Origin of the sequence: Bradyrhizobium sp. MOS001 (assembly GCF_004634465.1) — a bacterium.
Taxonomy (GTDB): domain Bacteria; phylum Pseudomonadota; class Alphaproteobacteria; order Rhizobiales; family Xanthobacteraceae; genus Bradyrhizobium; species Bradyrhizobium barranii.
The window spans coordinates 1-17130 of sequence record NZ_SPVJ01000021.1 but is presented as its reverse complement, the minus strand read 5'-3'; the positions used below and the strand labels follow the sequence as shown (position 1 = coordinate 17130).

The following is a 17130-nucleotide window of genomic DNA, read 5'->3' as shown; positions in this document are numbered from 1 at the left end:
GAGAACAAGATGAAGAAGACGATCAAACTCGGACTTGCGCTGGCTGCGCTTTCGACCGCACCGGCGTTTGCCCACGACCAGCACGGGCACGGGACCTTTTCGGCCGGCGAGCCCGGCGATCCCAGGAAGCCCGCGCGCACGATCGAGATCCTGCTGAACGAGATGGACTACGCGCCCGCCAGGATCGAGGTCAAACGCGGCGAGCAGATTCGTTTCGTGCTGCGCAATGTCGGCAAGGAGGACCATGAATTCCTGCTCGCCACGACGAAGGAGAATCTCGCGCATGCCGTGGAGATGAAGAAGCATCCGCACATGGAGCACGACGATCCCAACGGTGTCCGGCTCGCACCGAACAAGACGGCCGAGATCCTCTGGAAGTTCAGCAAGGCCGGCACGTTCGAATTCTCCTGCCTGATTCCCGACCACCGCGACTACGGCATGGTCGGCCACGTCACCGTGAAGTAACAAGGAAGACTCCCATGAACCGCACCATCCGTATCGCCGCAGCGCTGGCGCTGACCGTCGGCCTTGCCGCCGAAGCCTTCGCGGCCCAGGGCGCCGCGATCAGCGGCGAGGTCAAGAAGATCGACGAAGGCGCCGGCAAGATCACGCTCAAGCACGGACCGGCGAAAAGCCTCGGCATGGATGAGCCCATGACCATGGTCTATCGCGTCAAGGACCCCGCTTTGCTCAAGCAGGTGAAGGTCGGCGACAAGGTGACCTTCGAGGCCGAGGAGGCGGCCTCGGGGTATACGGTAACGACGATGCAGAAGGCGCAGTAGGGCTACGTCCTCCGCAGCTGATTTCGGCGCCAAACGCTTCCACAACGTCATGGCCGGGCTCGTCCCGGCCATCCACGGCTTGGGCGCGACATGAAGAACGTGGGGATCCCCGGGCCTTCGCCGCGCCGAAGCGGCTTGGGCCGCGCAGGCGGGACAAGCCCGGGCATGACGACTTCGTCCCTGCCAGGTGCCCGAAACACCCCGGTCTGACCTCCTGCCGCACCCTCCGTTAACCCTTTGCTAACCATACACCCGGCAAGAATTGCCGAGTGAAGTCGAGTGTCGTCAGCCGCGTAGAACGGGAGGTTCCCCGTGGACGCCAGTGCGGTGCCTCACTTTCGAAACGGCGGCCCTTCGGCCGCCGCGCAGACATTTGGGGCGCGCGGACGGCAGTCGCGCGGGGGAGCAGCTACCATGGTCGACGTCACCGCGGGACAGGGCGTAGGCAGCACGAACGCCGGCTTCCCGACCCTTACCGAGATCGGCAACATCCTCAAGCGCGGCGATATCGCGCTGGCGCTCGGCGTCCTCACCATCCTGGTGGTGCTGATCCTGCCGCTGCCCGCGATCGTGCTCGACCTGTTCCTGGCGATCTCGATCACGCTCTCGATCCTGATCCTGATGACGTCGCTGTTCATCCAGGCGCCGCTGGAATTCTCCGCCTTCCCGACCGTCCTCCTGATCTCGACGATGCTGCGCCTGTCGCTGAACATGGCCTCGACCCGCCTGATCCTGTCGCACGGGCACGAGGGCACGGATGCCGCCGGTCACGTCATCGAAGCCTTCGGCAGCTTCGTGATGGGCGGCAATTTCGTCATCGGTATCATCGTCTTCGCCATCCTGATCATCGTCAACTTCGTCGTCATCACCAAGGGTTCGGGCCGTATCGCCGAAGTCGCCGCCCGCTTCCACCTCGACGCCATGCCCGGCAAGCAGATGGCGATCGACGCCGATCTCTCCGCCGGCCTGATCGACGAGAAGGTCGCCAAGCAGCGGCGCAAGGATCTGGAGGACGAGAGCGGCTTCTTCGGCGCCATGGACGGTGCCTCCAAATTCGTTCGCGGCGATGCCATCGCGGGCCTTTTGATCGTCTTCATCAACATCGTCGGCGGCATGATCATCGGTGTCGCGCAGCAAGGCCTCTCCTTCGCCGATGCCGGGCGCAGCTACACGCTGCTGACCGTCGGTGACGGCCTCGTCACCCAGGTGCCGGCGCTGATCGTTTCGACCGCGGCCGGCCTGCTCGTCTCCAAGGCCGGCGTGTCCGGCGCCGCCGACAAGGCGCTGATGAAACAGTTCTCCGGCTATCCGCAGGCGCTGGCGATGTCCGCGGCGGTCATGCTGGTGCTGGCGGCGCTGCCGGGCATTCCGACCATCCCCTTCCTGGCGCTCGGCGGCGGCGCCGGTGCGCTCGCCTGGCACGCCCGCAACCGCAACCGGGCGACTGCCAGGGCTGACGAAGTTGCAAAGACCGCACCCGCTCCGGGAACGCCGGGTTCACCTGGCGCCGCTGCGGCCGAAGAGCCGATCTCCGCCGCGCTCAAGATCGACGATCTCAAGATCGAGCTCGGCTATGCGCTACTGCCGCTGGTCAACGGCCCTGATGGCACCGACCGCCTCACCGAGCAGATCAAGGCGCTGCGCCGCTCGCTCGCGATCGAGATGGGCTTTGTGATGCCCGCCGTGCGCATCCTCGATAACGTCCAGCTCGAAGCCAACACCTACATCATCAAGATCAAGGAAGTGGACGCCGGCACCGGCAAGATCTGGCCGAACCAGTTCATGGTCATGGACCCCGGCGGCAGCCAGGTGCAGGTGCCCGGCATCCATACCACCGAGCCGACCTTCGGCCTGCCCGCAACCTGGGTCGATGCCAGCCTCAAAGAAGAAGCCTCGCTCAAGGGCTACACCGTCGTCGACGCCGCGACCGTGCTCTCGACCCACCTCACCGAGCTGCTCAAGGCCAACATGTCGGACCTGCTCTCCTACGGCGAGGTGCAGAAGCTGCTCAAGGAGCTGCCGAAGGAGCAGGGCGAGCTGGTCAAGGACATCGTGCCGGGCCAGGTCACGGTCTCCGGCATCCAGCGCGTGCTGCAGCTGCTGCTCGCCGAGCGCATCTCGATCCGCGACCTCTCGACCATCCTGGAAGGCATCGCCGACTCGCTCGCCTTCTCGCGCAATCCCGCGACCATGGTCGAGCATGTCCGCGCCCGCCTCGCGCGGCAGATCTGCGCGCAAAACACCTCCTACAGCGGTTATCTGCCGCTGATCGCGCTGTCAGCGCGGTGGGAACAGGCCTTCGCCGAATCCATCATCGGCCAGGGCGAGGAACGCAGCCTCGCGATGCAGCCCTCGAAGCTGTCGGAATTCATGACCGGCGTGCGCGAGGCCTTCGAGCGCGCCGCGCGCGAAGGCGAGGCGCCGGTGCTGGTCACGTCTGCGGCAATTCGTCCCTTCGTACGCTCCCTCGTCGAGCGGTTCCGGGCCCAGACGACGGTGCTGTCGCAGGCTGAAATCCACCCCAGGGCGAGATTGAAAACGGTCGGAAGCATCTGATTTGCCTTAAGAAGCCGTATGTTTTTCGGCCACAGGCAAATGGTTTTTGAGTTCCTGGCGCCTTGTCGACCAAATGCAAACAAGGCGCCTCGCAAGCACATTACACCTTTGAAATAATTATATAATCGAACGATTGAGGGGTCGCTTTCGATCGCGATCTTTCACGTCCTGTCACGCTCTTGTGATCGCCCCTTGGGAACGAATCCCCCCAATACTAGGTTGTTGGGGACCGGAAGCATGAACCTCCCCCAACAGGGTAGCGACTACTTCGGGTAGATGGCGGCAGGAGCCTTCCATGAACCACTCGATTTACAGCGCCGATCGCTCGACCCACTTGAAAATCGTGGTCGTAGCCCTCGTCGCCGGCATCGCGGTGGCAGGCTTCGGCATCACGGCGGCGCGCACGGGTTCGGACGAAGGTCTGACCCAGACCGCCCGCGTCATCAAGGCCGGCAAGCCGGTTGTTATCACCAGCTCGAACGCATCCCTCGTTCGATAAGGAGATTTGACGAGTTTTGTGAATTCACGCGGCTCTTTACCAGCCCCCCAAAGTCGCCACGTGGATATGTAGACGACCCCAACCCCAAGTCGACTACGGAAAGCGCCCGCCCCCCACGGGCGCTTTCTCATGTCTGGGGTACCTCGTCATTGCGAGCGTAGCGAAGCAATCCAGACTGTCGCCGCGGTAAGATTCTGGATTGCTTCGCTACGCTCGCAATGACGGAGCAATTGGCACAGCCGCGATCCTCCAACCAGCCCCGATCAAATTCTACCGCGCCCCATAAGTCGGCGGCGGCGCCTGGACCGTCGGTGCTGCCGCAGCGAAGAGCTCGGCCTTGCTACCGGTGAGCGGCGGGTAGATGCGCTTGCAGTTGATGGTCTGCTTGGTCGCCTTTGCGGCCGCGCCAGTGGTGCGAACCTCGCGATCCCACCCTTCGGTATAGAGCGCGCCCCAGCCGCCGAGGTCGAGCACGGTCACGTACCAATCGATGCGCAGCGGCAGCATCGGCAGGCCCGCCAGATCGGCTACGACGTTGTGACCGGCGAAGCGGCCCATGGGACGGGCGAACTGGCAGGACATCACCGTCGGGTGCAGTCCATCGACCACGCTCGAGGCGACGTCGCCGGCGGCGAACACGCCCGGCACATCGGCCACCCGCATGAAAGGATCGACCAGCAGGCGGCCGAGGCGATCGCGCGCGCCCGCGAAGCTCTCGGCCAGCCGGCTCGCGCGCATCCCGGCGCACCAGATCACGGTTTGCGCCGGGATGAACTCGCCCGAGCTCAGGTGCATGCCGGCGGCCTCGACGGACACGACGCGCACGCCAAGCCGCGTCTCGACGTCGAGCGAGGCCAATGCCGTCTCGATGACGGGACGCGCATGCGCGCCGATGGTGGCGCCGACCGCAGGGTTGGGATCGACCAGGACGATGCGGCGGCTGCCGGTGATGCCGACGCGCGCCAGCCTGTCCGGCATCTCGGCCGCCACCTCGATGCCGGTGAATCCGGCGCCGACCACCACGACAGTCGAGCGCCCCGGCGAGGGCGCGCTGTGTCCGAGCGAGACGAGATGATTTTCGAGGATGAGCGCGGCGGCATAGGTATCGACATCGAAAGCATGCTCGGCAAGGCCGGGGATGGCGGGACGCATCACTTCGCTGCCGAGCGCCAGCACCAGGCGGTCGTAGCTCAGCGTCTCCTCGCCCCCGCTCGTGACGAGCGAAATCTCGCGCCGTGCCGGGTCGATGGCTTCGACCTCGCCAATGCCATGAGTGACGCCGATCGGATCGAGCAGTTGCGGCAACGGCAGTGCGACCTCGCTGAGGTCGGCCTCGTAATTGCGCACGCGGATGTTGTGATAGGGATTGCGATCGACGACACGGATCTCGATGTCACGGCCGGCCGCGCCGATCTCGTCGCGCCTGCGCGCGGCGCCGATGGCCGCCCATAGACCCGCAAACCCCGCGCCGAGCACGACGATACGCGCCATGTCCGTTTACTGCTTTGTCCAAGAATTCCGGCGGCCTGCCCGCGCAGGCAGATATAGCTCATTCGACCGGATCGACCAACTGCGGCGGCGCCGCTCCGCTGCATAAAATCGCGGCTCAGGCCTCGCGCAGCTCCGACGGCGTCGCGCCAAAACGCTTGCGGAAGGCGCGGTTGAAATAGGACAGGTCGGAGAAGCCCGAGGAATGCGCGATGTCGCTGATCTTGCGCGCCCTCGCGCGGGGATCGCCGAGCAGCTTGCGCGCCAGCACCAGGCGCTGCTCCAGCACGAATTCGGTGAAGGTCGTGCCGGCCTGCTCGAACAAGCGTTGCGCCTGGCGCGGGCTGAGCCCTGAGCGCGTCGCGATCTCGGACAGACAGAGATCGTTGCGGCCGAGCGCGGCCATCACGTCGGCACGCATGAGATCGAGACGGGCCGCCGCATGTCCGCGACCGCGCGCGAGGCTTGCATGCTCCGCATCGGTGCCGAGCAGCAGGCCGACGAGATCGATCACGTGCTGCGCGGTCAGGCGCTGGCCGACGGCGTCGAGATGCGGCGCGTGGTTGGCGGCGAGTGCGTGGTAGCGGAAGATCGTCTCGGCCACCGCGCCGTCCGAGAGCACTTGCGACAGCTTGTCCTCGGCACGCGGATTGATGTCGAGCAGCGCGCGGCGCGGCATGCGGATGCTGGTGAAGCGATCTTCCTGGGTGTGGCCGACGGTGCCGGTGACGCCCATGTCGACAAGCACCATCTGCGCAGGCGCAAGTTCAACGGTGTGGCCGTTCTGCCCGACGCGGACTAGACCCGCATGCGCGGCGATCAGGACCAGATCGTCGCTGCCGTCGGCCAGATGGCTCTGCGTGCGCGAGTATTGCGCGGAGGCACCTTCGGGAATGGCCAACGCGATATTGTCGACCACGCTGACCTGGAGCCGGCAATCGATGTTGTCGCCATGGCTCGGCCCGACGTCGAGGCCGCAGGGACCGAAGGCCCGCTCGCGCCAATGTTCGAAGGCCGGACCATGCGGAAGGCCCGCATATTGGTGGACGAAGATGCCCGGCGTCTTAGCTGCGTCCATCTGACTTCTAGCCCCTTTTCCGGCGCCATGATGTGCGGCGCCGACTGCAAATTCCGGGCATTTGACGCCGTGGATTGCGGGGAGGTTCAACGCGGGAGTGGATTCGGCGGGACTTGTCGGGGTGCGACGGCTGGACGGACCTTGGCGACGGTCGAGCGCCGTGTGCGCTCCATCCGGGCTACGGCGCCACGACACCTACTTCTTCGCGGGCGCCTGCGGCTGAGACGGCGGCACGGTCTCGATCAGCTTGCCGGAAAACACCGGAGCCGAGGTCGGCTGGCCGTTGGGCGAGCCGCCGGCCTGCTCGACGGTGACGGCGTAGGTCGCACCGTTGACGACCTCGGGATCGAAGGAGCCGAGCACCGGGCGCGCGGTGAAATCGCCCGCGCCAATCACGCCAAGCGAGCGCGGACGCGGCAGCTTGTCGGAGATCAGCCAGAGCTCGAAGCTCTTGCCGGCCTCCGGAGTCGCGCCCACCTTGCGCACGGTGAAATTCCGCGTCGCGCCGTCGACGGTGAGGATGAAGGCGGGACCGCCGCCCTGGCCCTGCAACAGCGCGACATACTGCGCAGCAGCCGTGAGCGGCGCCGCCGGCGTCTTCACTTCCACCGTCTGGATGCGCGGCGCCGGGCGCAAGCCGCCCGGCAGCGCATCGGGCTGGAAGATCTGAAGCGACAGCGTCACCAGCAGTGCAGCCGCAAGCGCGCCCACCGCGGAGGCGATCGTGCGCCAGCGTTTCACGCGGCCCTCGAGCCGGATGACATTGCTGTTGTCGGCAACCGGCGCCGGCGGCGCGCGCGCGACGTCAGGATCGGGTGCATGGACCTGCGGCATGAATATCGGCGCGATGTCGGGAAGCGCATCGGGTGCCGGCCGCGCCGTCCCGGGCTGCTCTGCTTCGGAAGGCTGCAGCTCCGGTTGCGGCACGGCGTCCGGCGCCAGCTCAGGCGGTGCAGCTTCGATCGAGGAGGACTCGGGCACAGGTGGCGGCGGCGGCGAAGCTTCCGGCGCAGGCGTCTCCTGCGCAAAGTCCGTCCGCGCAAGCTCGGACCGGATGTTCTCCCACACGATCGGACGCGGCTCGACCGAGCCGACCATCTGGTTGAGGACGCCGAGCCGGTAAGCCCAGGCCTGCACGACATCGGCGAACGCCTTGTCCACGGCCATCATGGTCTCGACCTGCGCGCGCTCACTGGCGTCGAGCGTACCGAGCGCATATTCCGCGGCGAGCGCGATATGGTCCTCCGTGTAGGCCATCACTTCCAGTCCAGAACCACCCTCACAATGCAAGTCCTCATAGTCCGAGGCACTCGCGGATATCCAACATGCTGCGCCGGAGCCACGTCTTCACCGTGTTGACGGGCGCGGCGAATTTTTCCGCCAATTGCTCGCGGCTCCAGCCGTTGTAATAGGCGAGAAGCACGAGCCTCTGACGATCCGGCTCGAGCCGGCCGATGCATTCCAGGAGCCGCTTCAACTCCTCGGTCATCTCCCTCCGCGCCAGCGGATCGGGGCTGTCGGCAGCGACTTCCATCGCCTGCGGCTCTTCCTCGATGGAGACTTCCGTCTTCTTGCGCACGATGTCGATGGCGCGGTTGCGCGCGATCGATGCCATCCATGTGATCGGCGACGACAAGGCCGGATTGAACTGGCCCGCGCCGTTCCAGATCTTGACGTAGGTCTCCTGAATGACCTCCTCTGCGAGATCCTGTCGACGCAAGATACGGAGCACGACGCCATAGAGTTTCGCGCGCGTGGCGACGTAGAGGCGCTCGAACGCGGCCTGATCGCCCCTGGCGACCTCCCCAATCAGCCCGACCAGCTCTGCTGGCGTCAGCATTCAGCCCCCCACGCACGGCCTGTCGCGTTCGGCGCAGGCCCTGGCACTCCGCTACCATAGCGCGCGGCAAAGCCCATCACCAAGGGGCGGCGCGCCACACTGTGGATAGCAAACGCGAAACCCGGACCTTGCGGGTCCGGGTTCGACGAATTCTCGGCTGTTGGACCGCTGGCTGCGCCGTCAGGCGACGGCGCCGATGCGGGCGCGCATCAGGCCGATGCTGTCGAGGTCGGCCTGCTCGCGGGCGTTTTCTTCGGCGCGCTCGCGGGCCTGGTCACGCTCGTCGAGGAGCTCGACCTTCTTCAGTTCCTCGAAGGCTTCGGCCAGCGCGGCCTTGGCTTCGTCGAGCTGGCCCTTCAGTTCGTCGGCCGAGCGGGTCAGGTTCTCGCGGCGCTGAATCGCGGCCTTGGCATAGGTCGGATAAGCGAAGTGCGAGGGATCGTTGATCCCGGCACGCTCCTGCTCGGTCGTGATCTCGCGTTCAAGATCGGTCGACATCCGCTGGAAGTCGGCGATCATGGTCTCGATCTGGGTGACCCGGCGGCGCTTCTCGTCGACCTGAAATTTCTTCAGGCGGATGAGGGTATCACGTGACTTCATCGACTCATACTCCCCAGAAGTCCCCTGGCTGCACGTGGGACGTCACCGGTCTCCCCACAGGCCCTGATAGGGCCAAGACCGGCTCTGCTACTCTGTGAGAGCGGATGATGACCTGACAAAGTTAGCGTTCCGTTTCCAAATCACCGAGGATTTGCGCCAACTGGCGGTAGCCGTCCGCCAGTGATGCATTTTCGTCCTTGCGCTGGCGCAGGAACGCCTCCAGCGGCTCGTGCAGCCGGATCGCCTCGTCCACCTCGGGGCTGGAGCCGGCCCGGTAGGCCCCGAGCCGGATCAATTCCTCCATGTCGGCATAGGTCGCCATCACCTGGCGGGCCCGCTGGATGGTCGGCCAGAACTGCGGATCGGCCGATTTCGGCATGGTGCGGGAGACGGATTTGAGGATGTTGATGGCGGGGTAACGGCCGCGCTCGGCGATCGAGCGCTGCATCACGATATGGCCGTCGAGGATGCCGCGGACGGCATCCGCGATCGGCTCGTTATGGTCGTCGCCGTCGACCAGCACCGTGAAGATCGCGGTGATCGCGCCCTCACCGAGGCCCGGCCCCGCGCGCTCCAGAAGCTTCGGCAACTCGGTGAACACGGTCGGCGTATAGCCCTTGGCGGTCGGCGGCTCGCCGGCGGACAGGCCGATCTCGCGCTGGGCCATGGCGAAGCGCGTGACCGAGTCCATCAGGCAGAGCACGTCCTTCTCTTCATCGCGAAAGTATTCGGCGACCGCGAGCGTCAGATAGGCGGCCTGGCGCCGCATCAGCGCCGGCTCGTCCGAGGTTGCGACCACCACGACAGAGCGCGCCAGGCCCTCCTCGCCGAGGTCGTCCTGCAGGAATTCCTGGACCTCGCGGCCGCGTTCGCCGATCAGCCCGATGACGCTGACCGCGGCATCGACGTTGCGCGCGAGCATCGACAGCAGCACCGATTTGCCGACGCCGGACCCTGCGAAAATGCCCATGCGCTGGCCGCGGCAGCAGGTGAGGAACGTGTTCATCGCGCGCACGCCGAGATCGAGCGGGGCGCCGACGCGCTTGCGCGAATGCGCCGGCGGCGGCGAATTGCGGTATGGCATCGGCGCCGGGCCCTGCGGCAATGGCCCCTTGCCATCGATCGGCTCGCCCAGCGCGTTGACGACGCGGCCGAGCCAGGCCGACGACGGACGCACTTGATTGGCGGCATTGGCGATGACGGCCTTGCAGCCGCGGCGCACCCCGTCCAGGCCGGCGAACGGCATCACGACAGCGTTGTTGCCGGAGAAGCCGATCACCTCGCAGGGAATGGAACGGTTCGCGCCGGTCTCGATCACGAGCCGCGCACCGACCGACATCGCGTGAATGGGTCCGGCCACTTCGACCATCAGGCCGCGAACGCCGACCACGCGGCCATAGATGTTGACGCCGTCGATGTCGCCGATCTGTTCGGCAAGAGCCTTCATCAGGGGCGCGCCTTTAATAAGAGGACCTTCATAAGGTGATCGCCTCCGATCCCGGGCTTCATGGCGAAAGACTTAAGTTTCGCCATATTTCTGAACGGCGCTTAACTTCGTGTTTACCCGCATCGTTAATCATTGCGTCACTGTCTTTGTGACTGAGCGTGACTCCCCTTCAGAAGAAGGCTGAGTCGCGGGAGTCGGTTAGGCCCGTCTCTTAAAGTGGAACTTGAACGGTACGGGGTGACGAAAGCTGCTTCGCGCGCAAGACCTTAGGGCGATTCGACAAAAATTGCACCGGGGGGACTTGCGTTCCAGAATCAGAGTTTGTTAACCATCTGTTGTCAGGATCCGAATCAGTTGTTCAAAGGCGTTTTGTTGAGTGCCGCGAATGCGGCCGACCTGACGCCCAGGAGCGGCGACTATGGGGAACTGGCATGCGCGTTTTGCTGATTGAAGATGACAGCGCCGTCGCGCAGTCGATCGAGCTGATGCTGAAGTCTGAGAGCTTCAACGTCTACACGACCGATTTGGGGGAAGAAGGCGTCGATCTCGGTAAGTTATACGATTACGACATTATTCTTCTCGACCTCAATCTGCCCGACATGTCCGGTTACGACGTGCTCAAGCAGCTTCGGGTCTCCAAGATCAAGACACCGATTCTGATCCTCTCCGGCCTCGCCGGCATCGAGGACAAGGTCAAGGGTCTCGGCGTCGGCGCCGACGACTACATGACCAAGCCCTTCCACAAGGACGAGCTGGTAGCCCGGATCCACGCGATCGTGCGCCGCTCCAAGGGTCACGCCCAGTCGGTCATCCAGACCGGCGACCTCGTCGTCAACCTCGACACCAAGACGGTGGAAGTCGGCGGCCAGCGCGTGCATCTGACCGGCAAGGAATACCAGATGCTGGAGCTCCTCTCGCTCCGCAAGGGTACGACGCTCACCAAGGAAATGTTCCTCAACCACCTCTATGGCGGCATGGACGAGCCCGAGCTGAAGATCATCGACGTCTTCATCTGCAAGCTCCGCAAGAAGCTCGCCAACGCTTCCGAGGGCCGCAACTTCATCGAGACCGTGTGGGGCCGCGGCTACGTGCTGCGCGAGCCGCACGAGCACGAAGAGCGCATTCCCGCCTGATCACTAAGTTTACGTCGCGAGCCCCCGGGGCTCGCTCCTCCCAGCCTGGACCCCGCCGCAAATGGCGGGGTTTTGTTTTTTGGGGACGCCAACGCGGCCTCATCGTCCTTGCGCCATTGAACCGCTATCCTCCCCCCGCCGACGAATGGTCGCCGCACGATGGGGGAACGATGATCCTGCAATCACTGGCCGGCCTGCCCGCCTTCCTGGTTTATTTCTGCACCGGCCTGATCGCGATCGTGGCGTATCTGTTCGTCTACACCCGCATCACCCCGCACAACGAGTTCCAGCTCATCCGCGACAACGAGCCGGCCGCCGCGATCGCGCTCGGCCTCAGCCTGCTCGGCTTCGTGGCGCCATTGGTCAGCGCGATCGCGCATTCGGCCAATGTGCTGGACTGCCTGATCTGGGCGGTCATCGCGTTGATCGTGCAGATCATCGTGCTCTTTCTGGTGAAGGTCCCGGTGCCGAACCTGTCGGCGCGGATTGCCGCAGGCGAGCTTGCGCCGGCGATCTGGCTCGGGCTGTCTTCGCTCGCGGCGGGCCTGTTGAACGCCGCCTGCATGATCTACTGACATGGCCAAACCCTCCAAAAAGGAGTTCGGCAAGCGCCGGCCGGCGCCCGTGGCGCCGCCATCGGGTCCGCCTGTGAAGCGCTCCGGCCATGTCGCGCTGCTGGTGATGGGCACGATCGCGGTCGGCACCACCGCCTACACGCTGATGCCGCGGCAGCACTGCGAACCCTCGCCCGGAGCCGTGCCGGGCCAGACGACCACGACGTGCAGCAGTAGCAGCAGTTCATCGGGCGGAAGCGACGGCAGCAGCTCGCGCTGGTCGTCGCGATCGAGCTTCTTCAGCAGCGATTCCTCGAGCCATTCCTCATCGGGAACCTCTTCGGACTCAGGCTCCAGCAGCGTGAGCCGTGGCGGCTTCGGCTCGTTCGGCCATGGCTTCTCGGGCGGCGGCTAGCGCATGATCCGGAAAAGCGGCCACCGATTTTCCCTCGCGACAAACGCGGAACGCGTTTGCGCGGAGATCATGCGCAGGAAATAACATGCGACGCATCGTCTGCCCCGAGCGCGACGACTGGCGGCAGACCGCCGAACAATGCGGCTTCGCCTTCCACACCATCGACGGCGAACGCTATTGGGACGAGAGTGCCTATTACGCCTTCACGCTCGACGAGATCGAGTGCGGCATCGAGACGCCGACAGCCGAGATCGACGCGATGTGCCTGGAGCTTGCCGGCCGCGTGATCGGTGACGAGCGCTATCTGCGACGCTTGAAGATTCCGGAGGCGTTCTGGAGCTTGATCGCCGAGAGCTGGAAGCGCGACGATCGCAGCCTCTATGGCCGGCTCGATCTGAAGTTCGACGGACAGTCGCCTGCAAAGCTGCTCGAATACAACGCGGATACGCCGACCTCGATCTTCGAGGCTGCGGTGTTTCAATGGACCTGGCTCGAACAGGCGATCGAACGCCGCATCATTCCGGCGCGCGCCGACCAGTTCAACTCCATCCACGAGCGGCTGATCGCGGCGTGGAAGGAGATTGCCGCAGGCCGCCATGTCCATCTCACCGGCACCACCGGCAACGAGGAAGACGCCGGCACGCTCGCTTATCTCGAGGACACCGCGCGCCAGGCGGGGCTCTCGACCAGGATGCTCGACATCGAGGAGATCGGCTGGCGCGACGAGCCTGGCGGCTTCGTCGATCTCGACGACGGCGACATCGCGTTCGCCTTCAAGCTCTATCCCTGGGAATGGATGTTCCACGACGCCTTCGGCGCCAAGCTGATGAGCGCGCCGACACGCTGGATCGAGCCGCCGTGGAAGGCGGTGCTCTCCAACAAGGGCATTTTGCCGCTGCTCTGGGAGATGTTTCCGAACCATCCCAATCTGCTGCCGGCCTTCTTCGAGGACGACGCGCGGGCAGCCGAGCTCGGCAGTTCCTACGTCCGCAAGCCGCTGTTGTCGCGCGAAGGCGCCAATGTCACGCTGGTGTCCGGAGGCATGCCGCTCGACGAGCAGGCAGGACCTTACGGCGCAGAAGGCTTCGTGCGGCAGGCATTGTCACCGCTGCCGAATTTCTCAGGCTTCTACGTTGTGGTGGGAAGCTGGCTGGTGAACCACGAGCCGTGCGGCCTGTCGATCCGCGAGGACGAGAGCCCGATCACGGGAAACCGCTCGCGGCTTCTGCCGCACGCGATTTTGTGAAATGCGCTCGCGACCTCATCGGAACGGGACGCGAGCGCAGAGACTTGCGTGCTTACTCAGGGTGTCTTGACGATGAATCTCCCGTCGTAGAGGCCCGCGCCCTTGAAGCCGGCTTGCGCACTTTCGAAGCCGCCCGTGCCCGTCGCGTTTGCATACGCCCCGGTGCCCGACAGGATTGTGTATTCGCCTTTCGCCCGACCATCCTTGATCGCGCCGGCGTAGCGCGCCGTGATCGAGGATCCGTCGTCGAAGGTGTAGGTGCTGTAGCCGTAGATGGGTCCTGAGCCCTTGATCAGGTCGGCGGAGTGGACGAAGTCCTTCACCGCAACGCGGCCGTCCTTGAAGAAGGCAACGCCAAACATTTTGCCAGACATGACCGTCTGACCTTCGACGTTCGCGACCTCGGTGACCTTTAAGTCCATCGGCTTGGTGACAAGCTTGAATTCGAGGACCTGCTCGCCAGCGAGAGCAGTGGCGGGCAACGAAAGCGCCGCCAACAAGAAATACGAGGCACAAGACATTCGCATGGTATGTCCTCCTCAGTACAATTCATGATGGAATGGAATCCCGCCTCGGTTCGGCGGGACCATCGCCAGCATAGCACAACCGTCAGATGCTGATCAGGGCCGCGATTGCATTGCATCGCGGCACGAGCTCTATTGCGCGGTAGTCGAGTAATCCGCAATGCTCAAACGCGTGTGAAGCGTCACGCACTCTGACGGAACGATATCCGCCAGTTGTTGCCGATCATTCGCGACGACGGCGTTCAGTGAGATTGCCTGTCGTTCGGCGAATCACCTCGCCGCGGCGACCTTCAGCGGCTGCGGCATCAATCCGCCCATCGGACGGCCGGAGCGCGCGGGGTTGAGCTGATAGAGACCGCGGCGCTCGGTGATCGGGCGGAACGCGTCGGTGATGCCGACGACGGATTCGGCGGCGCCAAGCAGCAGCGTGCCGTCGGCTTCCAGTCCCTTCGCCATGCGCTCGAAGATCACGGCCTTGGTGTCCTGGTCGAAATAGATCAGCACGTTGCGGCAGAAGATCACGTCGAACGTGCCGAGATGGGAGAAGTCCTGCAACAGATTGAGCTGGCGGAACTGCACCATCGCGCGAATGTCGGCATTGAGCTGCCAGAGCTCGCCGACTTGCGTGAAGTATTTCATCAGGTGCTGGATCGGCAGGCCGCGCTGCACCTCGAACTGGCTGTAGATGCCAGCCCTGGATTTCTCCAGCACCTCCTGCGACAGATCGGTGGCGACGATCTCGATGCGCCAGCCGGCGAAGGCCGCGCCCATCTCCTTCACGCACATCGCGATCGAATAGGGCTCCTGCCCGGTCGACGAGGCCGCCGACCAGATGCGGAGCGACCTGCGCGCCGCGCGCGCCTGGAGCAGGCCCGGCAGGATGGTTTCGCGCAGATGATCGAACGGGATCTTGTCGCGGTAGAAGAAGGTCTCGTTGGTGGTCATCGCTTCGACCACGTCGGTCGCAAGCCGGCCGTCGCCGTTCCTGATCTTCAACACGAGATCGGGAATGCCGGGCAAGCTCGCCTTGCGGGCAAGCGGCAGCAGCCGGCTCTCGACGAGATACTGCTTGTCGGCGGAGAGATCGAGGCCGGAGCGCTCTTTCAGGAACTTGCGCAGATATTCGTAGTCGACCGGCGTCACGAGCGGTCTCCCGCGAACAGGCGGTTGACCTTGGCGCCGATCTGGTTGAGCGGCAGGATCGCCGCGCAGATGCCGGCATTGGCCGCCGCGCCCGGCATGCCCCAGACCACACTGGAGGCTTCGTCCTGCGCGATCACGTTGCCGCCGGCGGCGACGATGTCCTTGCCGCCGCGCATGCCGTCCGAGCCCATGCCCGTCAGGATCACCGAGAGGATGTTACCGTGCCAGATGTCGATGGCGGAGGTGAACAACGGATCGACCGCGGGCTTGCAGAAATTGACGGCAGGACCGTCGTCGAGCGCGATCGCCGCGTCCGCGCCACTGCGCACGACACGCATGTGCTTGCCGCCGGGCGCGAGGTAGATCCGTCCCGGCTTCACCGGCTCGCCGTCGACCGCCTCGGCCGCCGGCTTGCGGCTCGCGCGCGCCAGGTGCTCGGCGAGAATGGTGGTGAAGGTCGGCGGCATGTGCTGGGTGATCAGCACGGGGAAGCGGTCGATCACCGGGCCGAGCTCGGTGACGAGCGCCATCAGCGCCTGCGGACCGCCGGTCGAGGAGCCGATCAGCAGCACCTTCGGTGCGTGGGCCGAGAACGGGCGCGTGGACAGCGCCCCCGACGACGGCGCATGCAGAGCCGGTACGGGCGCGGCGGGCCGCACGACAGCCGGTGCACGTGCAGCCGGCGCCGGGGTCGCGGGCGCCAGCGGCGGGCTCGCGACTGCGGGCCTGCGGCGCAGCCGCGCGCCGAGGTGACGGATCTTCTGGATCAAATCGTGATGAAAGATGTCCGCGGCCGACGCTTCGCGCGTCGACTCCGGCTTCGGAATGTAGTCCGCCGCACCGAGCGACAGCGCCTTGAAGCTGATCTCCGCGTTACGGCGGGTCAGCGTCGAGGCCATGATGATGACGAGATCGCGCTTCTTCGCCAGCAGTTGCGGCAGCGCCGAGATGCCGTCGAGCTCGGGCATTTCGATGTCGAGCACCGCAACGTCGGGATTGATGCGTTCGAGCTGGTTGACCGCCTCGAGCCCGGTGCGCAGCGAGGCCGCGACCTCCATGTCATGCTCGGCACCGATCCAGCGCGAGATCAGACCGCGTATGACGACCGAGTCGTCGACGACCATCACCCGCAGCGGCCCGGCGTCGCGCGACGGACCCGTGGTCGAATTACCTGCGAACGCAACACTCATTACTCACCAACTCAGACTGAAACGGTTCAGTTGAAACAATCGCCGAAGGATCCGTTCAGCCTCCGGATGTTCGCTCAGATAAGTCCGACTTCCTGAAATTTCGCCGTCACGATGTCCTTGTCGAAGGGCTTCATGATGTATTCGTTGGCGCCGGCGTGCAGCGCACGGGCGATGTGCGCGACGTCGTTCTCGGTGGTGCAGAACACCACCTTGGGCTGGTCACCGCCGGGCATCCGCCGGAGATGGCCAAGGAATTCGTAGCCGTCCATGACCGGCATGTTCCAGTCGAGCAGCACGGCATCGGGCAAGCCGCGCTTGCAGGCCTCCAGTGCCTTCTCACCGTCCTCGGCTTCGAGAATCTGGAAGTCGAGGCCCTCCAGGATCCGGCGCGCAACCTTGCGGATGACGCTGGAATCATCAACGACGAGACAAGTGCGCATGTGAACCTCTGCTTCCTACCCCCTTGTGGGGGTACTTCCATTGCGAGTCCGTCGGCGGCGATGCCGCCGTATCAGGCCGCCATCATCTCGGGCGCGAGCTCGAGGACGCGATCGACGTCGAGGACGACCATGAGCTGGCCGTCGAGGCGGTGGACGCCGCCGGCGAGCTTGGCCATGCGGGGATCGAGGTTGACG

The 17130-nt window shown here is 64.9% G+C and carries 18 protein-coding genes and 1 pseudogene; 8 read left to right on the top strand and 11 right to left on the bottom strand.

Annotated elements, in window-relative coordinates; genetic code table 11:
• Positions 1-9: 9 nt before the first annotated feature.
• The 4 genes from CT676_RS23975 (at position 10) to CT676_RS23960 (ending at position 3837) form a co-directional block, all read left to right on the top strand.
• Positions 10-465 (top strand): cupredoxin family protein, encoded by a 456-nt coding sequence (locus CT676_RS23975; protein ID WP_028149531.1) that lies wholly within the window; start codon positions 10-12, stop codon positions 463-465.
• Positions 466-479: 14 nt separating this feature from the next.
• A complete protein-coding gene (locus CT676_RS23970; protein WP_085403227.1) occupies positions 480-782 on the top strand; it encodes a copper-binding protein in 303 nt (100 codons plus the stop codon).
• Positions 783-1196: 414 nt separating this feature from the next.
• Positions 1197-3338, top strand: a complete 2142-nt coding sequence (flhA, locus tag CT676_RS23965; protein WP_071916417.1) for a flagellar biosynthesis protein FlhA — start codon at positions 1197-1199, stop codon at positions 3336-3338.
• A 295-nt stretch (positions 3339-3633) separates the two neighbouring features.
• On the top strand, positions 3634-3837 hold the full coding sequence (locus CT676_RS23960; protein ID WP_014497685.1) for a hypothetical protein: 204 nt from the start codon (positions 3634-3636) through the stop codon (positions 3835-3837).
• Positions 3838-4107: 270 nt separating this feature from the next.
• Here CT676_RS23960 and CT676_RS23955 read toward each other — a convergent pair whose 3' ends face one another.
• The 6 genes from CT676_RS23955 to fliI form a co-directional block, all read right to left on the bottom strand.
• On the bottom strand, positions 4108-5328 hold the full coding sequence (locus CT676_RS23955; protein WP_135215542.1) for an NAD(P)/FAD-dependent oxidoreductase: 1221 nt from the start codon (positions 5326-5328) through the stop codon (positions 4108-4110).
• Between the two features lie 115 nt (positions 5329-5443).
• On the bottom strand, positions 5444-6403 hold the full coding sequence (locus tag CT676_RS23950; protein WP_135215541.1) for an AraC family transcriptional regulator: 960 nt from the start codon (positions 6401-6403) through the stop codon (positions 5444-5446).
• 195 nt (positions 6404-6598) lie between these two features.
• On the bottom strand, positions 6599-7660 hold the full coding sequence (locus tag CT676_RS23945) for an anti-sigma factor (protein WP_085403224.1): 1062 nt from the start codon (positions 7658-7660) through the stop codon (positions 6599-6601).
• A 37-nt stretch (positions 7661-7697) separates the two neighbouring features.
• Positions 7698-8243, bottom strand: coding sequence for a sigma-70 family RNA polymerase sigma factor (locus CT676_RS23940; RefSeq protein ID WP_041955015.1), 546 nt, complete (start codon positions 8241-8243; stop codon positions 7698-7700).
• A gap of 180 nt (positions 8244-8423) precedes the next feature.
• Positions 8424-8843: a flagellar export protein FliJ gene (fliJ, locus tag CT676_RS23935; protein WP_008138882.1), complete on the bottom strand. Its 420-nt coding sequence runs from the start codon at positions 8841-8843 to the stop codon at positions 8424-8426.
• Between the two features lie 121 nt (positions 8844-8964).
• The gene (gene fliI / locus CT676_RS23930) at positions 8965-10290 is read right to left on the bottom strand and encodes a flagellar protein export ATPase FliI (protein ID WP_085403223.1); all 1326 of its coding nucleotides are present in this window, start codon (positions 10288-10290) and stop codon (positions 8965-8967) included.
• 431 nt (positions 10291-10721) lie between these two features.
• Between fliI and CT676_RS23925 the strand changes: the two genes are divergently transcribed.
• From CT676_RS23925 to CT676_RS23910, 4 genes are all read left to right on the top strand, one after another.
• Positions 10722-11423 (top strand): response regulator transcription factor, encoded by a 702-nt coding sequence (locus tag CT676_RS23925; protein WP_008138878.1) that lies wholly within the window; start codon positions 10722-10724, stop codon positions 11421-11423.
• A gap of 170 nt (positions 11424-11593) precedes the next feature.
• Entirely contained in the window at positions 11594-11998 is a 405-nt protein-coding gene (locus CT676_RS23920) for a DUF350 domain-containing protein (RefSeq protein WP_014497691.1), read from the top strand.
• A gap of 1 nt (position 11999) precedes the next feature.
• Positions 12000-12392: a hypothetical protein gene (locus CT676_RS23915; protein ID WP_085403222.1), complete on the top strand. Its 393-nt coding sequence runs from the start codon at positions 12000-12002 to the stop codon at positions 12390-12392.
• An 85-nt stretch (positions 12393-12477) separates the two neighbouring features.
• Positions 12478-13638 carry a glutathionylspermidine synthase family protein gene (locus tag CT676_RS23910; protein ID WP_085403221.1) on the top strand — a complete coding sequence of 387 codons (1161 nt, stop codon included), beginning with the start codon at positions 12478-12480 and terminating at the stop codon, positions 13636-13638.
• A gap of 56 nt (positions 13639-13694) precedes the next feature.
• On the opposite strand, the gene CT676_RS23905 is transcribed toward CT676_RS23910, so the two are convergent.
• The 5 genes and pseudogenes from CT676_RS23905 to CT676_RS45330 all read right to left on the bottom strand — a co-directional run.
• Positions 13695-14159, bottom strand: a complete 465-nt coding sequence (locus CT676_RS23905; RefSeq protein ID WP_244623260.1) for a hypothetical protein — start codon at positions 14157-14159, stop codon at positions 13695-13697.
• Between the two features lie 273 nt (positions 14160-14432).
• Positions 14433-15305: a protein-glutamate O-methyltransferase CheR gene (locus CT676_RS23900; RefSeq protein WP_085403220.1), complete on the bottom strand. Its 873-nt coding sequence runs from the start codon at positions 15303-15305 to the stop codon at positions 14433-14435.
• On the bottom strand, positions 15302-16495 hold the full coding sequence (locus tag CT676_RS23895) for a chemotaxis response regulator protein-glutamate methylesterase (RefSeq protein WP_085403219.1): 1194 nt from the start codon (positions 16493-16495) through the stop codon (positions 15302-15304). Before CT676_RS23895 ends, CT676_RS23900 begins: the two co-directional genes overlap by 4 nt.
• 74 nt (positions 16496-16569) lie before the next feature.
• Positions 16570-16935 carry a response regulator gene (locus CT676_RS23890; protein WP_007600538.1) on the bottom strand — a complete coding sequence of 122 codons (366 nt, stop codon included), beginning with the start codon at positions 16933-16935 and terminating at the stop codon, positions 16570-16572.
• A 71-nt stretch (positions 16936-17006) separates the two neighbouring features.
• Positions 17007-17130: pseudogene (locus tag CT676_RS45330) on the bottom strand (chemotaxis protein CheW); the annotation flags it as partial.

What these genes read in the sequence shown, in the direction of transcription:
- CT676_RS23920 (WP_014497691.1), top strand. Translation starts at nt 11,594, where the DNA reads ATGATCCTGCAATCACTGGCCGGCCTGCCCGCCTTCCTGGTTTATTTC.
- CT676_RS23915 (WP_085403222.1), top strand. Translation starts at nt 12,000, where the DNA reads ATGGCCAAACCCTCCAAAAAGGAGTTCGGCAAGCGCCGGCCGGCGCCC.
- CT676_RS23945 (WP_085403224.1), bottom strand. Translation starts at nt 7,660, where the DNA reads ATGGCCTACACGGAGGACCATATCGCGCTCGCCGCGGAATATGCGCTC.
- CT676_RS23950 (WP_135215541.1), bottom strand. Translation starts at nt 6,403, where the DNA reads ATGGACGCAGCTAAGACGCCGGGCATCTTCGTCCACCAATATGCGGGC.
- CT676_RS23905 (WP_244623260.1), bottom strand. Translation starts at nt 14,159, where the DNA reads ATGTCTTGTGCCTCGTATTTCTTGTTGGCGGCGCTTTCGTTGCCCGCC.
- fliJ (WP_008138882.1), bottom strand. Translation starts at nt 8,843, where the DNA reads ATGAAGTCACGTGATACCCTCATCCGCCTGAAGAAATTTCAGGTCGAC.
- CT676_RS23960 (WP_014497685.1), top strand. Translation starts at nt 3,634, where the DNA reads ATGAACCACTCGATTTACAGCGCCGATCGCTCGACCCACTTGAAAATC.
- CT676_RS23890 (WP_007600538.1), bottom strand. Translation starts at nt 16,935, where the DNA reads ATGCGCACTTGTCTCGTCGTTGATGATTCCAGCGTCATCCGCAAGGTT.
- CT676_RS23970 (WP_085403227.1), top strand. Translation starts at nt 480, where the DNA reads ATGAACCGCACCATCCGTATCGCCGCAGCGCTGGCGCTGACCGTCGGC.
- CT676_RS23955 (WP_135215542.1), bottom strand. Translation starts at nt 5,328, where the DNA reads ATGGCGCGTATCGTCGTGCTCGGCGCGGGGTTTGCGGGTCTATGGGCG.
- CT676_RS23975 (WP_028149531.1), top strand. Translation starts at nt 10, where the DNA reads ATGAAGAAGACGATCAAACTCGGACTTGCGCTGGCTGCGCTTTCGACC.
- fliI (WP_085403223.1), bottom strand. Translation starts at nt 10,290, where the DNA reads ATGAAGGCTCTTGCCGAACAGATCGGCGACATCGACGGCGTCAACATC.
- CT676_RS23895 (WP_085403219.1), bottom strand. Translation starts at nt 16,495, where the DNA reads ATGAGTGTTGCGTTCGCAGGTAATTCGACCACGGGTCCGTCGCGCGAC.
- flhA (WP_071916417.1), top strand. Translation starts at nt 1,197, where the DNA reads ATGGTCGACGTCACCGCGGGACAGGGCGTAGGCAGCACGAACGCCGGC.
- CT676_RS23925 (WP_008138878.1), top strand. Translation starts at nt 10,722, where the DNA reads ATGCGCGTTTTGCTGATTGAAGATGACAGCGCCGTCGCGCAGTCGATC.
- CT676_RS23940 (WP_041955015.1), bottom strand. Translation starts at nt 8,243, where the DNA reads ATGCTGACGCCAGCAGAGCTGGTCGGGCTGATTGGGGAGGTCGCCAGG.
- CT676_RS23910 (WP_085403221.1), top strand. Translation starts at nt 12,478, where the DNA reads ATGCGACGCATCGTCTGCCCCGAGCGCGACGACTGGCGGCAGACCGCC.